This window comes from Cytobacillus sp. T106 (assembly GCF_040492155.1).
GTDB classification, from domain to species: domain Bacteria; phylum Bacillota; class Bacilli; order Bacillales; family Cytobacillaceae; genus Bacillus_AB; species Bacillus_AB infantis.
This window is the reverse complement of record NZ_JBEUMK010000019.1, coordinates 19,000-32,995: the sequence shown is the minus strand read 5'-3', so window position 1 is coordinate 32,995 and position 13,996 is coordinate 19,000. Positions and strand designations below refer to the sequence as shown.

Annotated in this window: 15 protein-coding genes; 6 read left to right on the top strand and 9 right to left on the bottom strand. The window is 46.5% G+C overall.

The window, feature by feature from the left end:
- Positions 1-3 precede the first annotated feature (3 nt).
- Genes ABU165_RS22305 through ABU165_RS22290 form a run of 4 tightly spaced genes read right to left on the bottom strand, consistent with a single transcriptional unit; the run spans position 4 to position 4,628 of the window.
- A complete protein-coding gene (locus ABU165_RS22305) occupies positions 4-1,485 on the bottom strand; it encodes a Na+/H+ antiporter subunit D (protein ID WP_318061009.1) in 1,482 nt (493 codons plus the stop codon).
- Positions 1,478-1,819 carry a Na(+)/H(+) antiporter subunit C gene (locus ABU165_RS22300; protein WP_009795424.1) on the bottom strand — a complete coding sequence of 114 codons (342 nt, stop codon included), beginning with the start codon at positions 1,817-1,819 and terminating at the stop codon, positions 1,478-1,480. The genes ABU165_RS22305 and ABU165_RS22300 overlap by 8 nt, the downstream gene beginning before the upstream one ends.
- Positions 1,819-2,241: a Na(+)/H(+) antiporter subunit B gene (locus tag ABU165_RS22295; protein WP_009795423.1), complete on the bottom strand. Its 423-nt coding sequence runs from the start codon at positions 2,239-2,241 to the stop codon at positions 1,819-1,821. Before ABU165_RS22295 ends, ABU165_RS22300 begins: the two co-directional genes overlap by 1 nt.
- Positions 2,238-4,628 (bottom strand): Na+/H+ antiporter subunit A, encoded by a 2,391-nt coding sequence (locus ABU165_RS22290; protein WP_318061010.1) that lies wholly within the window; start codon positions 4,626-4,628, stop codon positions 2,238-2,240. Before ABU165_RS22290 ends, ABU165_RS22295 begins: the two co-directional genes overlap by 4 nt.
- Before the next feature lie 419 nt (positions 4,629-5,047).
- On the opposite strand from ABU165_RS22290, the gene ABU165_RS22285 reads away from it, so the two are divergent.
- A complete protein-coding gene (locus ABU165_RS22285) occupies positions 5,048-5,284 on the top strand; it encodes a hypothetical protein (protein ID WP_009795421.1) in 237 nt (78 codons plus the stop codon).
- Positions 5,285-5,310: 26 nt separating this feature from the next.
- Here the strand turns inward: ABU165_RS22285 and ABU165_RS22280 are convergent, their stop codons facing one another.
- A complete protein-coding gene (locus ABU165_RS22280) occupies positions 5,311-5,883 on the bottom strand; it encodes a hypothetical protein (RefSeq protein WP_009795420.1) in 573 nt (190 codons plus the stop codon).
- 161 nt (positions 5,884-6,044) lie between these two features.
- On the opposite strand from ABU165_RS22280, the gene ABU165_RS22275 reads away from it, so the two are divergent.
- Complete coding sequence (locus ABU165_RS22275) at positions 6,045-6,602, top strand: YufK family protein (RefSeq protein WP_009795418.1); 558 nt, start codon at positions 6,045-6,047, stop codon at positions 6,600-6,602.
- Between the two features lie 45 nt (positions 6,603-6,647).
- On the opposite strand, the gene ABU165_RS22270 is transcribed toward ABU165_RS22275, so the two are convergent.
- Positions 6,648-8,471 carry a transglycosylase domain-containing protein gene (locus ABU165_RS22270; protein WP_318061011.1) on the bottom strand — a complete coding sequence of 608 codons (1,824 nt, stop codon included), beginning with the start codon at positions 8,469-8,471 and terminating at the stop codon, positions 6,648-6,650.
- A 207-nt stretch (positions 8,472-8,678) separates the two neighbouring features.
- On the opposite strand from ABU165_RS22270, the gene kapD reads away from it, so the two are divergent.
- Positions 8,679-9,299, top strand: coding sequence for a 3'-5' exonuclease KapD (gene kapD / locus ABU165_RS22265; protein ID WP_318061012.1), 621 nt, complete (start codon positions 8,679-8,681; stop codon positions 9,297-9,299).
- A 37-nt stretch (positions 9,300-9,336) separates the two neighbouring features.
- On the opposite strand, the gene kapB is transcribed toward kapD, so the two are convergent.
- A complete protein-coding gene (gene kapB / locus ABU165_RS22260; protein ID WP_022544326.1) occupies positions 9,337-9,717 on the bottom strand; it encodes a kinase-associated lipoprotein KapB in 381 nt (126 codons plus the stop codon).
- Positions 9,718-9,898: 181 nt separating this feature from the next.
- Here kapB and ABU165_RS22255 point away from each other — a divergent pair, with 181 nt between their 5' ends.
- Both ABU165_RS22255 and ABU165_RS22250 read left to right on the top strand, forming a co-directional pair.
- Positions 9,899-10,654, top strand: a complete 756-nt coding sequence (locus ABU165_RS22255; protein ID WP_009795414.1) for a peptidylprolyl isomerase — start codon at positions 9,899-9,901, stop codon at positions 10,652-10,654.
- 71 nt (positions 10,655-10,725) lie between these two features.
- Positions 10,726-10,938 carry a hypothetical protein gene (locus ABU165_RS22250; protein ID WP_009795413.1) on the top strand — a complete coding sequence of 71 codons (213 nt, stop codon included), beginning with the start codon at positions 10,726-10,728 and terminating at the stop codon, positions 10,936-10,938.
- 35 nt (positions 10,939-10,973) lie between these two features.
- Here the strand turns inward: ABU165_RS22250 and ABU165_RS22245 are convergent, their stop codons facing one another.
- The gene (locus tag ABU165_RS22245) at positions 10,974-12,143 is read right to left on the bottom strand and encodes a MalY/PatB family protein (RefSeq protein ID WP_318061013.1); all 1,170 of its coding nucleotides are present in this window, start codon (positions 12,141-12,143) and stop codon (positions 10,974-10,976) included.
- 87 nt (positions 12,144-12,230) lie between these two features.
- On the opposite strand from ABU165_RS22245, the gene ABU165_RS22240 reads away from it, so the two are divergent.
- Complete coding sequence (locus tag ABU165_RS22240; protein ID WP_318061014.1) at positions 12,231-12,491, top strand: YugE family protein; 261 nt, start codon at positions 12,231-12,233, stop codon at positions 12,489-12,491.
- A gap of 556 nt (positions 12,492-13,047) precedes the next feature.
- On the opposite strand, the gene ABU165_RS22235 is transcribed toward ABU165_RS22240, so the two are convergent.
- Entirely contained in the window at positions 13,048-13,878 is an 831-nt protein-coding gene (locus ABU165_RS22235) for an alpha/beta fold hydrolase (RefSeq protein ID WP_009795410.1), read from the bottom strand.
- Positions 13,879-13,996 lie beyond the last annotated feature (118 nt).

The following is a 13,996-nucleotide window of genomic DNA, read 5'->3' as shown; positions in this document are numbered from 1 at the left end:
TCATTACTCCTTTAAGACTGCATTGATATAGATATTTGGGTCCGAAAGAGTTTCAGCAGCCTGCGAGATATAAGGATAGATCACTTCTGTCCCGACTCCCATAAATACAGACAGGGCAGTGAGCATCACCGGAGCAATGAGCAATGTCCTTACAGGAGCTTTATCTTCATTTTTGTAGGAGCGGGGATTTCCCCAGAATCCATTGATGAAGATTTTCATGACTGAGAACAGCACCAGGAGGCTTGATAAAAGGACGATTCCTGTACCCCAATAGCGGCCGGCTTCAAATCCTCCCTGGACGATCAGGAGCTTTCCAATGAAGCCGCTGAGCGGAGGAATCCCCGCAAGGGCAAGTGCCGCAATGAAATAGGTCCAGGCAAGCCCGGGGTACCTTTTGATCAGCCCGCTGATATGGCGGAGGTTGCTTGTCCCCGTAATGCTGATGATGATTCCGACAAGCAGGAAGAGCGCTGCTTTAATGATCATATCGTGAATGATATAAAAGAGCGACCCGGCCAGTGAATCCGGAGTCATTGCCGCAATCCCGAATACGATGACCCCCACGGCCACAACAATATTGTAAATGATGATTCTTTTGACGTCCCAGTATGCAACTGCCCCTATCACCCCGAGGATGATGGTCAGCACTGCGAGTATACTGAGAATTTCATGAGTATACCCCTGGTCATGATAAAAGAAGAGAGTATACGTCCGCATGATGGAGTAGACTCCTACTTTGGTCAGCAGGGCGCCGAAGACGGCCATGACCGGGATGGGCGGTGCATAGTAAGAGCCCGGAAGCCAAAAGTAAAGCGGGAATATGGCGCCCTTCAGTCCGAACACGATAAGGAACAGAACTGCGACCACCGTCAAAATGCCAGGCTGCCCGAACGCTGCAATTTTCACGGAAATATCGGCCATGTTCAGGGATCCTACAATAGAATATAAATAGCCTACTGCAATGACGAACAAGGCTGATGATATGACATTCACCAGAATATACTTGATGGATTCCCGAAGCTGGATCTTCGTCCCGCCGAGAACGATCAGGACATATGATGCCATGAGCATCACTTCGAAGAAAACAAACAGATTGAAAATATCCCCTGTAGTGAATGCCCCGTTGACGCCGACGATCAGAAACTGGAATACAGGGTAATAATAAAATTTCTCGCGGTCAATGCCAATGGATCTGAAAGAATAAATCAGGCAGGCCAGGGATATCAGGCTTGTTGTCAAAACAAGCAGGGCAGAAGCCATATCAGACACCAGTGTGATTCCGTACGGCGCCTCCCAGCTGCCCAGATCGACTGTCTGAATGCCGTCATTGTGCACCTTCTGCACAAGCACGAAGGCAGCAGCAGCCGTAACCCCGGCAGATATCCCGGAAACCCAGCGCTGTGCAGAGACATTTTTAGCGAGAAAGATTAAAAGGATCGCTGTTGCCAGCGGGATGAGAATGGGAAGCATTAATAAGTTAGTCATTTCCTTCTTTTCCTCTCAATCTTTCCATATTATCTGTGCCAAGTTCCTGGTAGGCGCGGTAGGCCATAACCAGGAAGAAGGCTGTAACGCCAAAGCTGATAACGATGGCAGTAAGGATCAGGGCCTGAGGAATGGGATCGGCATATTTTTCAGCATGCTCCCCCAATAATGGCGGATTTCCCCTCTTCAAGCCCCCCATGGTAATCAATAGAAGATGGGCGCCATGGCTTAAAAGGCCTGTTCCAATAATGATTCTGAGCAAGCTTTTTGAAAGCATCAGATAAGTGGCAGACATAAACAGAATGCCAATGAGAACGGACATTAATATCTCCATTATTCATCCTCCCCTATTGTTTGAATAATGGTCATTGTAACTCCGACAACGACAAGGAATACACCGGTATCGAACAGTACTGCTGTGTGCAGGGAAGTTTTCCCGAGCAGCGGCAGATAGACATCATTAAAGGCGTGTGTCAGAAAAGGGACATTGAACAGCAGAGCGCCTGCCCCTGTTCCGACAGCAAACAAAAGCCCCGTAGCAATCATATATTTATAGTCGATCGGCAGAATATTTGCGACTGTCTTCATATCAAAAGCGAGCAGGAGCAGCACGATGGCACCGGATGTCATCAACCCGCCGACAAACCCGCCGCCCGGATAATAGTGGCCGGCAAAGAACAGATGGATTGAAAACAGGATGATGATGAACAGGGCGACCTTCGTCACTGTCTGCAGTATGATATCGTTCGTTTTCACCCTTCATTCCTCCTTGCCAGGCGGAGCTTGATCATCGCGAAGATGCCGAGGGCGGCAATCCCGAGAACGCATATTTCAAACATGGTATCAAAGCCCCTGAAGTCAACCAGTATCACGTTGACCATATTTTTTCCTGCTGCTTCTTTATAAGTATTTTCAACATAATAGCCTGCAATAGAGTCAACAAGCTTATTGCTGTGTGCAGAAAGGGCGATCAGCGTGACGATGGCGCCAACCCCGATCGATACTGCAAGATTGACTGCTTTAAAGCGGATTCTCTCTTCATTCCGCTTCAGCTTCGGCAGGTGATAGAAGCAAAGCAGGAATAGCGAGACAGACACAGTTTCAATGACAAGCTGCGTCAAAGCAAGGTCTGGCGCCCTGAATAACACAAAGAACAGAGCTACTGTATATCCGACTGCACCGAGCAGGATAATCGATGTCAGCCTTGACTTGGCAAACAGGATAGATATGGATGCAGCGGCAATGATCAGCGCCAGCAGCACTTCATAGAAGCCGATTGAAGACAGATCATTTGTGCTCAGCTTAAAGGCATTCTTCCAGACAAGCGTCGTGCCAAGCAGCAGAATAAAGAATGTAAAGATGTACACAAGATATGTCCGGATAAACCCGTTCATATAGGTTCTTGTCAGGTTTGATGAGAAGGTCTGCATGCCTTCTATTCCGCCATCATAAAAGCGGTTGAGTGCAAGCTTCTCCGGGAACAGATCATAAATCTGGCGCCATTTGTCCAGTGTAGTATAAAGCAGTACTCCGAAAGCAATGACCCCAAGCGTCATGAAAAGCTCTGGAGTGAAGCCGTGCCAGAATGAAATATGCACGTCAAACACAAGGCCAGGCATGATCACTCCAAGGGCTGGAGCGATAATGGTGCTTGACAGGATATTCGGGAAGAATCCGATGATAACGACCAGTGAAGCCAGGATGATCGGCGAAATAAGCATGCCGAAAGGAGCTTCATGCGGTTTTTTATCGAGCTTTTCAGGCTGGAACTTTCCTGTGAATGTCTTAAATACAAGCACCATGCTGTAAATGAACGTAAACACGCTTGCAATCCAGGCAAGCACTGGGAATAAAATACCCCATGTATCCAGATTGAAGATATCCACTTCAAGAATGTTGACCATTCCGGTAAAGAACATTTCCTTGCTGAGGAACCCATTAAATGGAGGCAGGCCGGCCATTGAAAAGGCTCCAATCATTGCAAGGGTAAAGGTAATCGGCATAAAGCTCATTAGTCCGCCGAGCTTGCGGATATCCCTGGTCCCGGTTTCATGGTCAACGATGCCGACCACCATAAAGAGGCTTCCTTTAAAGGTGGCATGGTTGATCAAATGAAACACTGCCGCAGTTGTAGCTATCGTATATAGGCTGTCTTCCACGGTATCGTAATGCAGGGCAGCTGCACCAACTCCGAGGAGGGACATGATCAGTCCGAGCTGGCTGATGGTTGAAAAAGCAAGGATCCCTTTGAGGTCTGTCTGCTTGACGGCAGAAAAGGAACCCCAGAACAGCGTAACGATCCCGAAGGATGCCACAAGCCACAGCCAGATGCCGGACTCTGCAAAGACCGGGCTCATCCTGGCTACTAAATAGATGCCTGCTTTTACCATTGTCGCAGAATGGAGGTATGCACTGACAGGCGTCGGCGCCTCCATTGCGTCAGGAAGCCAGATATGAAACGGGAATTGTGCCGATTTTGTAAAAGCGCCCAGCAGGAAACAAAGCAGAGCAGGGACAAAGTACGGCTTCTCCATGATTTCAGAGGCCATCGGGACGATTTCGGAAATAGAAAAAGTTCCTGTCATCAGATAAAGCAGGATGATCCCGCCCAGCATAGCCAGTCCGCCAAGTACCGTGATCATCATCGATTTCTGGGCGCCGTAGCGGGACTTTTCCCTGTGGTACCAATAGCCGATCAGCAGGAAAGAAGAAAAGCTGGTCAGCTCCCAGAAAGCATACATGACTATCAGGTTATCGGATAGGACAACTCCCAGCATAGCCCCCATGAACAGGAGCAGATAAACATAAAAGGTGTTGAGCTTTTCTTTTTCCTTAGAAAGATAATAAATGGAATACAGCACCACTAATGCTCCGATGCCTGTGATTAAAAGGGCGAAAAGCAGCCCGAGGCCATCGACCCTGGCTGTAAAATCGATTCCGAAGGATGGAATCCAGGACAGGGTCCTGCTTACTGCCCCATTCGCTTTTGTTTCCGGCAGATAGCTGATGAAATAGCTGAAAAGCAGGATGGGCAGGGGCAATAGGAACCACCCGGTATGTATTTGCCTGAAATATTTATAGAAGAATGGTATAAATATGGCAAACAATAATGGCGACACAATCGCCAAATGCAGCAAAGACAACAATATGACCTCCTTTTTAATTGTAAGCGCACAGAATTGGTGCATGTGAGTCCTTGTCAGGAAGAAATTGATACATATCAAAGGCCTTTTCCCATTTGCGGCTGAAAGTATTCCAGGCTTGTGAAGAAAAGCTGTAAGCAGAGACGCGTATGTATACAATTATCTCCAATCTTTGTTATAAGATGCTCCGCACTTTATCTGCTCTAAGTTATGCCAGGGGAAAAAAATTCCTCCCGGAGACTGCCTCTGAACAAATTATAACCTAAATGGCACGGTCGTGCATTTGAGGAAACCTTATGCCGCAAGGATTCTCCCAACTTTATTAAATAGGTAGAAACAGGTTTGAAACCGGAAAAAATTTCGAAAAAAATCTGTATAAACTTAATAAAATGCATGCAAACTACGGATAGGTGGTGGTTATGATGCATAAAAAAATACTCGCATCCATAATCCTCTTTGGGTTTTTGTTTGCCGGTGCATGGGTGCTGGAAGCAAAGGATAAAAGAGAATTTTTTTACTCTGATACAGAAGAAGAAATGGTAGAGGTTATGCCGGCTGAGTCTGGCCAGGGCCCTGATAAGAGAAAGATAAAAGCATTTGAATCAAGGGAATATGTAAGGGTGGAAGCAGGAGTGGATGTTCTGCCCCATAAATAAAGAGAGGATGAATAGTTCATCCTCTCTTAAGCCTGGCCGGCTGTCCCGGAGACTGACCTGCTTTTATTATGAAAAATCATGATCAGGACCGGTACTATGATAATGGCGGATAGCAGCAGCAGAAGCAGTGCAAGCGAGGCAGGTGTCAGCACTTTCGTGAAATCATGCATATATTCTTTGAAAAACTGTTCCACCCCGGAATTCCCCATCACATGTACAGAAGACAGGAATTCCTTCTTTTCAAGATCATAATAATACATTTCTCTTTTCTTAAAAAAGAAAATGGAATCGCGCTTTAATTCGAATTCAGTAAAAGCGACAGCGATCTTTGTGGAATATTCCTCAATCTTTTCCTCATTTTCCGGTGTGGCAGTGTCATCTGTCTGGATGATCTTTACCACGTCTCCATTCATTGTGATAAAGTCCTTGATTTCTGCTGAATCTTCATGATAATAGTGGACTGTACTTTGCATGTGATCTTCCAATGCCCCTTTGAATTCCTGCATCTCTTTTGGTGTGGACGCTGCCGGCCAATTCCAGGCAAACAGGAGGCAGGCTGTCAGCAAAGACGCGGGCAGGCAGATTCTCATTCTTTTCATTTTAAATCCCCCTTAATGTTAGCGCTTTCATTTTTTATTATCTTATTAAATGACTGCAGCTTTTAGAGCAGCTTTTTTGCCGGTTCCTTTTGTGCGGCCTGTACATCCGGCCAGACCAGCCGATAATGTTATTAGGGAATCTGTGACTAAGGGGGCTTCATATGAAAAATAAGTATTTGACCAGCTATTTCCCTTTAATGGCGATTTTGTTATTCAGTTTGTCTTTTTCGGCCATAGCGGAGAAGGAACTGCTGGGCTGGCTTTCGGGAATTGGTGTATATGAAGGCATGAAAGAGTTCTTCCCGGAGGCTGGCATAAAGCTTGCATTGCTCATCATCTGTATGGCCTGCTGCTTTATGATTTTTGCTGCCTTGAAGCTGATTGCAGACACCATCAACGGCCTTTCCCTGCTTTTCTTTTCGAAAGATGAAAGCGGAGAAGCAATCGCGAAAAGCCGGAGCGGATCAGTTATATATCTGGCCGGCGGTGCGCTGTCGCTTTTTAGCTTTTTCAGCTTTTACACTATGGCGGGAATTTTTCTTGCAGCGACTGTCATTTATTTCATTTACTTTGTCTATATCTCAGGCAGTTCCATCTCTCTGGCTGGACTGATCGGGATCATCTTCTTCCAGGTCATATCCTGGGCTTCTCTGCTTTCCATCCTTTTGTTTATAACATTGAAGCTATATAACAGCGTGATGGCTAGCCTTCCTGTATAGAGTACACAGCAAAAGCAGCAGAGTGCTTAATGCATCTCTGCTGCTTTATTTTAAGATAGCCTTCCAGATTAATAAGTGCGGAGCGAGCTTTTCGTATGATTCCATGCTTTCCGGCTGATCTTTGCCTACCCAAACTGCTGCCGTATATTCATCAGTGAGCCCCGCAAACCAATAATCTTTATAATCATTGGTGGTTCCTGTCTTGCCTCCTGTATAACCTCCTGGAAAATAGGCTTTCCTGCCGGTTCCAGATGAGATTGTTTCCTGCAGCAGCAGTCTCATCTTATCTATAGTTTCTTTGCTCCAGATTCTCACTGGCTGCTCTTCCCATGCATACAGCAGTTTGCCGTTTTTATCTGTGATCTTTTGGATGGCTCTTGGCGGCTGATAAAAGCCCTCATTGGCAAAAACGGTATACGCCCCTGCGAGTTCAAGGGGGGACACCCCCCTGCTGAATCCGCCGATTGCAGCAGCAAGGGACTGGTCTGCTTCCCCTACTTCACTGAATCCGAATTGATCCAGATCCTTGAAGCCTTCATCTATTCCTATCATGCTCAGCAGCCTGACCGCAGGAGTATTATAGGAGTGGATAAAGGCTTGTTCCAGGCTCACCTTTCCATAATTTTTACCGCTGTAATTATGGGGGCAATAGCCGCTGATGCAGAGTGGGCCGGCATCCACCTTGGAATTTACTGCTGTGTGTGTCCTTTCCAGATAAGGGGCATACACAAGCAGAGGCTTGATGGCAGAGCCTGGCTGCCTGAAGGCCTGGTACCCTCTGTTGAAGTCATATTTCCTGTAATCCCGCCCGCCTGTAAGGGCAGCCAGCCCTCGGGTGCTGCTTTTAACGACTGCGGCAGCTGCTTCTGCCTCCTGATCAGGCAGATGGGCAGCAGCTGCATCCACAGCTTTTTGCTGCAGGGAAGGATCCAGTGAAGTGTGAATGATCACTCCGGATTGGAGGACCTGCTCCACTTTGCTATCCAGCTCTTCCTCTGAATCAGAGGGGATGCCTTCACTGATCCTGATCAATTCTTTCAGTTCAGCCTCGGCATAGGTTGTGTAATCCGGAAAAAGATCGACCCGGTCTGAAAGTGTGAAGGCAATCATTTCGCCTTTAAGAGCCTTTGCCTCTTCGGGGGATATCTCTTCTTTCTCAGCAAGAACATCAATCAGCAACTCCTGCCTTTTCTTCGTCCTGTCAAAGTGTTTGGACGGGTTATACAAGGCAGGATTGTTCGGGATGGCAGCCAAAAAAGCCATCTGGGCATTGGTAAGATTCACGGCGGACGTTTGAAAATAAACCTGTGAAGCTGCCTCGATTCCGTATGCCCCATTTTGGAAATAGATGCTGTTTAAATAATAGGATAATATTTCTTCTTTGGAATACGTCCTCTCCATTTGGTAGGCATACAGCAGCTCTGTCAGCTTGCGGTTATATGTCTGCTCATGGGTCAGGTACAGGTTCCTGGCCAGCTGCTGTGTAATCGTGCTCCCGCCTTCCTCAATTGTGCCGTTATCTGCATTTGCAGCCAAGGCTCTGCCAATCGCAGCCAGATCGAATCCTTTATGCTCATAAAACCGCTCATCTTCCGAAGCAATCATCAGCTTCTTCAAAAATTCGGGAATATCTTCAGCAGCAAGCGGAATGCGGTTATAGGGAGTAAAGATTTCAGAAATCACACGGCCATCCTGATCAGTCATCAGGCTGGTCTGTGGAAATGATGCTGCATTAGTCACTTCAATCCTGCTGTCCAAAAAGCGGGGAAGGCTTTCCAGGCGGCTGGCCTCATCGGCCGCTTTATACACAGACAGCACAAAGAAAGGCAGGATGAAGGCGATTGTCAGATATCCCGTCAGTGTTTTCATGCCGGCTTCTCCGTTTCTTATGTAAGATATGCTATTCATGCCAGTTTCATAAATGGTGATATAGGTATTATCGGCATCATTCATTTTTTTGTGAGAATGATAAAATATAAAAGCAAGAAAGTTATTTGCGGAATAGTTAAAATACTTTTCTTTAATGATATAATAAATGGTAAATGATGTAATATAAATCAGGGAGGAGGGATGGTGATGAAAGACGGCAATCACTGCTTATTTATTGATTTTGAATTCACCATGCCAGAAAGAAACGAAAAGTTCAAAGGATTTTCTCCGGAGATCATCGAGGCAGGCGCCGTTTCTGTACTAAATGGGGCAATACTGGAGCAGTTCTCCTCTTTTGTGGCTCCCATCCATTTTACGGAACTGTCTGAAAGATGCAAGTCTTTTTTACATATCAGCCAGGAGCAGGTGGATAAGGGGATTTCATTTGCGGACCTGATCTGCAGACTTGAGCAGATGGGCGGAAATAATGCTGATGAAATTGTAACCTGGGGCAATATGGATATGAAGGTGCTCCGCCAGAACTGCAGCCAGGCCGGGACCGCTTTTCCGTTTAAGGGGAAGGAAGTTGATTTGTCGATGGAGTATAAACGTTTTTTTGGCGATCAAAACCAAACCGGCCTATGGAAAGCGGTGAAGGAATATGGAAAGGAAGGAACAGGCAGGCACCACCGGGCACTGGATGATGCCCTGACAACCTATAAAATCTATCAGCTTGTAGAAAAAGATAAAAAATATCTCCAAAACCACGAGCCCACGACCATTGGTGACAGGATTGACCTTTCCAAGCTTTTAAACCGCTTTGCATAAAAGCCAAACCCGCAGTTGGATTTGGCTTTTGCTGATTTTATTTGAAATAATCGGCTTCCAGCCGCTCCGCATTCTCGAGGGAGAGCTTCGCCCAATCAGAATCTTCCTCTAAGAGCCCGCTTTTCATTTTATCCAATGCAAGCTTAAGAGAAGCTTCATAGTCCGGGATGATTCCTTCATATGTCCTGACCATCTGCTTCGGAACATTTGTCTGCTCTCTGTATGCAAGCGCCCTCCGCTCATGAAACATCATGACATCTGTCTGCTTAGGATTATGAAGGTCCCCCTGCATCGGATGCTTTTCGACAGCAAGCACCCTGACAAGATAATGCTGAGGCCGTATATCCGTAATTTCCCCAATATATTTCCCTGTTTTATATATAGCCGTCACCTGAGCTCCCACCTGGAATTCACTCAAAGCTGTCCCCTCCTTTATAGCTTTTGTTCCCATTATGCCCGAATTTTTTTGAAAAACAAAGTGCAAAGCAAGAGGAAATCCAGTAATCTATAAGAAAAGCGGAAGGGGCCAGCTCCTGCAGATGGACAGAGGAAAAGCGGGGGCCCCATGCCTATCAGCAATAATAGAGGAGGACTGAATCATGAAAAAGAATTTCATATACCTTTTCCTTGCAGCAGTGATGATGCTTTTGGCAGCGTGCGGAACAAGCACTGATCAAAACAGCGGTGCCGGCAAGGAAGGTGGAGGGGCATCAGAAGGAACCCAAGGTGAACAGACTGAACAGGCCGCAGAGGAGAAGAGTGCTGAGGGAGGCTATCCGCAGCTTACAGCGGAAGTTGGGGAAAATGAACGCCTCGTGGAAATGGAGACATCAATGGGGACTATAAAGATCAAGCTTTTCCCTGATCATGCTCCAAAGGCTGTAGAGAATTTCATCACCCATAGTGAAGAGGGCTATTATGACGGACTTATCTTCCACAGGGTCATCAATGACTTTATGATCCAGGGAGGAGATCCGGACGGGACAGGCATGGGCGGAGAAAGCATCTACGGGCAGCCGTTTGAGGATGAGTTCTCAGATAAGCTGTATAACCTCCGCGGTGCTTTGTCCATGGCGAACAGCGGCGCAAACACGAACGGCAGCCAATTTTTCATCGTCCAAAAGAGTACATCAGAAGCGGGCATGAAGGAACAGATGGAAAAAGCAGGATATCCAGAAGAAATCGTTGCAGCTTACGATAAGGGAGGGACCCCTTGGCTGGATTCCCGCCACACTGTCTTTGGCCAGGTGATCGAGGGAATGGAAATCGTCGATGAAATTGCAGCTGCCGAAACAGATGAATCTGACAGGCCGGTTGATGACATAAAAATCAAGGAGATAAAGGTCATTAAGTAGCCGCTTGGACAGGACAGGCCCAGCTGATATAATAAGGCTGACCACTGCTTTTGGCAGAAAGGAAGAAAACAATGATCCAGGCTTATATTTTGTCTTTGTTCCTATATTTCCCGGAAGATAAATCGGAGTATATTCCGGCATCCATAACGTTTACAATATTCCTGATTGGAGCCATCATCGCCATGCGCCTGATCATCAGGGCTTCAAAGCGCGAGGAAAAAAAGGCTAAAGAGCTGGAAAATCAAATCATGAAGCAGGATAGCCTGCAAAAAAAGAACAGCTGACCTGAGCTGTTCTTTTTTGTGCCATTTAATTTAAATCAGGAAAAAGCTAGTTTCAGCCGCTTCAGTCCTTCCTCGAGAGTTTCACGCGGGCAGGCAATATTCATCCGGACAAATCCTTCGCCGCCTGGTCCGTATTTCGTGCCAGGCTCAAGCGCAATCCTGCCTTTTTCAATGAGAAGGGCATTAAGCTCTTTATCCGGCAGTGAGAGATTCCGGCAGTCAAGCCACATCAGGTATGTCGCTTCAAGATCCATAACCTTGACTGAAGGAAGCTCCCTTTCTATGAAGCTCCGGGCGATTTCGTAATTTTCCTGCAGATATGATAAGAGCTGATCCAGCCAGTCACGTCCATGCCGATAAGCAGCCTCCAGGGCGGTGATGCCAAAAATGTTCAAAGTGAAAAAGCCCTGCTGTGCCTGGACAGCCTTGAATTTCTCGCGAAGCTGCTCATTGGGTATGATGACGGCTGACGATTGCAGCCCGGCAATATTGAAAGTCTTGCTCGGTGCAATGCATGTAATGGAAATATCCCGGAATTCTGTTGAAAGAGATGCAATCGGAATATGAATGTGCGGCGAAAACACCAGATCTGAATGGATTTCATCTGAGAGAATCAGGCACCCGTATTTTGCGCATAATTCCCCGATTTTCAATAGCTCATCTTTTGTCCAAACCCGGCCGCCGGGGTTATGGGGATTGCAGAGCAAGAAAAGCTTAATGCCCTTTTTCAGCTCTTCCTCGAATCGTTGGAAGTCGATTTCATAGCGCTGTTCCACTAGTTCAAGCGGAGAGTTGACGACCATGCGCCCGTTTTTTTCAATCATCTCAAAGAAAGGCGTGTAAACAGGAGACTGGAGCATGATTTTATCTCCCGGACTTGTGACTGCCTGGATGGCAATGCTGATGGATGGGACCACTCCTGGGCTGTATAACACCCATGACCTGCCTATTTCCCAGCCGGATTGACTCTTCTGCCACTGCTGGACGGCTTCAGATGCAGAAGGGGGGACAAATGTGTAGCCGAAGACCTCGTGGCTGGCCCGTTTGCTTATTGCATTCTGTACTTCTTCAGGAGGTTCGAAGTCCATATCTGCCACCCACATAGGAAGCACATCCGAAGAACCAAATACATCTTTAGTCAGCTCCCACTTCACAGAAGCTGTTTCATATCTGTTGATTGCTTTATGAAAGTCATATTTTCTCATGATAACCTCCTGGATTGCAGTTCTCTGTCCTGATACTCTTATGATAAGATATGGTCAGGCAAAATTAAATCAAAAAGGTGGTTTTAAATGGAAGTCCAGGTTATGCACATGATGATGTACCAGGCTCTGGATCAATGGGATCCTTTCCGCTGCGGAGAAGGGAATTATGATACTGAGATAGCAGACGCAATCCACGCCGTCCATGATTTGGACAGCCCCGATAAACTCGCACGTAATATCCAGGGCATATACGAATTTTCCTTCGAAAGCATCATCCCTTTGGAGCAGTGCAAAAAGATGGCTGAAACACTCCTTGTTATTAAAAACAGCGGGAGCTGCACTATATAAACCATATAAGTTGAAGAATGGCCGGCACCTCAAGGGTGTCCGGCCTGTTTTTATGGCTCTGTTAAAATTGAGCGGACCTTCCCGGACCTGAATGAATGGCAGGATGAAAAATAAGCGGAGAAATTCCCCCTATTTTCGAAAAAACGCTAAAAACAGCTCAAATAGACGGAGAAATTCCGGCTATCAACTCAAAAAACAGAAAAATGGGCAACTTCGCTCTGCTTAAGCGGAAAATTTCCGCTTATTTATCCTTACTCCTGCCATATTCAACAGCTTAACCGGAGAATCTCCGCTTATTTTAAGGCTTGCTGGTCACTACAGTATGGATAAGACTTCCTGTTTTATATATCTTTTAATCTAATTATAAAAGGGTGTATTTTTACTCCGATTACTGTCCAGCAGCTGTGACTTGCCCCACAAGGTCACAAGCCAAACAAGGCAAAGAACACGTTTACGGAAGGTTTGTCTTGAAGCCCAGGGGAAGCTGGTCATGCAGACGCTGCCACAACACGTGGCGTTCATTGGCCTGGGTTCCTTAAAGGTGACAAAGGCTTTATTATGATTTGGCGCAAATAAATGCCTTCATATGGCTGTATACTTCTTCCGGCCGTTCTTCCGGTACAAGATGGCCGGTGTCTTTGAGGACGATGAGCCTTGAGTTTGGCAGGTCGCTGTCCAGCCTTTTTCCGATGGTGAGCGGAACAACCCTGTCATGCTCGCCCCATATAAGGAGGCAGGGAGTGTCGATCTCTTTCAATGCCTTTTGATCCAAGTCGCCTTCTCTGTGCCTGATCATCCGGGTCAAAGCCTTGAAGATATCATCCTCCATAAAAGGAGCCAAATAGCCGTACATCATTTCATCAGTGATCATGCTATGGTCATGGACAACCTGCCTTAAATTCTGGCGCACGCCAGAGCGCTGCAGATACAGCTTTACATACAAATGGAAGTAGGGGAGGTAGCTCGACAGGATCAGCGGCATCTTTGATTTAGGCAAATAGCTTGAGCTGCAGAGAAGGATGGCTTTTTTTATGAGATCGGGATATTGGCGGGCCACATTGAGCGATATCTGCCCTCCCATTGAATGGCCTGCAATTGTGACTTGTCCGAGACCCAGCTTTTCAAGAAATTGCATGACTGTCTGGGCGGTATTTTTGTAGGAATAATTATACTGATCCGATTTTCCGCTTTTTCCGAACGGGGGCAGATCAATGGAGATTACATGAAAATCTTCCTGCAGAAAAGGAATCAGCCTCCTGAAGCTGAAGGAGGAGGAAAGAAAGCCGTGCAGGAGGACGATGGTCTCCTTTGAGGGGGCCTGTCCGTATTGTTCATAATAAATTGTATTCCCGTTCACTTCAATTTCATCTGTCTTAAAGGCTTGCATATTACCCTCACTCCTATGAAAGATGGTATTGCCTGGAAGGCTTTATTCAAAGATAAGAAAGTAAATATATTTTCAGCTTCATCTGTCCAGCTGCTCCATCTGCACCCTCGAGGCCAGA

Excerpts from the sequence above, each read along its gene's own strand:
- ABU165_RS22305 (WP_318061009.1), bottom strand. The coding sequence starts at position 1,485 with ATGACTAACTTATTAATGCTTCCCATTCTCATCCCGCTGGCAACAGCG.
- ABU165_RS22300 (WP_009795424.1), bottom strand. The coding sequence starts at position 1,819 with ATGGAGATATTAATGTCCGTTCTCATTGGCATTCTGTTTATGTCTGCC.
- ABU165_RS22285 (WP_009795421.1), top strand. The coding sequence starts at position 5,048 with ATGATGCATAAAAAAATACTCGCATCCATAATCCTCTTTGGGTTTTTG.
- ABU165_RS22280 (WP_009795420.1), bottom strand. The coding sequence starts at position 5,883 with ATGAAAAGAATGAGAATCTGCCTGCCCGCGTCTTTGCTGACAGCCTGC.
- ABU165_RS22275 (WP_009795418.1), top strand. The coding sequence starts at position 6,045 with ATGAAAAATAAGTATTTGACCAGCTATTTCCCTTTAATGGCGATTTTG.
- ABU165_RS22270 (WP_318061011.1), bottom strand. The coding sequence starts at position 8,471 with ATGAAAACACTGACGGGATATCTGACAATCGCCTTCATCCTGCCTTTC.
- kapD (WP_318061012.1), top strand. The coding sequence starts at position 8,679 with ATGAAAGACGGCAATCACTGCTTATTTATTGATTTTGAATTCACCATG.
- ABU165_RS22255 (WP_009795414.1), top strand. The coding sequence starts at position 9,899 with ATGAAAAAGAATTTCATATACCTTTTCCTTGCAGCAGTGATGATGCTT.
- ABU165_RS22250 (WP_009795413.1), top strand. The coding sequence starts at position 10,726 with ATGATCCAGGCTTATATTTTGTCTTTGTTCCTATATTTCCCGGAAGAT.
- ABU165_RS22245 (WP_318061013.1), bottom strand. The coding sequence starts at position 12,143 with ATGAGAAAATATGACTTTCATAAAGCAATCAACAGATATGAAACAGCT.
- ABU165_RS22240 (WP_318061014.1), top strand. The coding sequence starts at position 12,231 with ATGGAAGTCCAGGTTATGCACATGATGATGTACCAGGCTCTGGATCAA.
- ABU165_RS22235 (WP_009795410.1), bottom strand. The coding sequence starts at position 13,878 with ATGCAAGCCTTTAAGACAGATGAAATTGAAGTGAACGGGAATACAATT.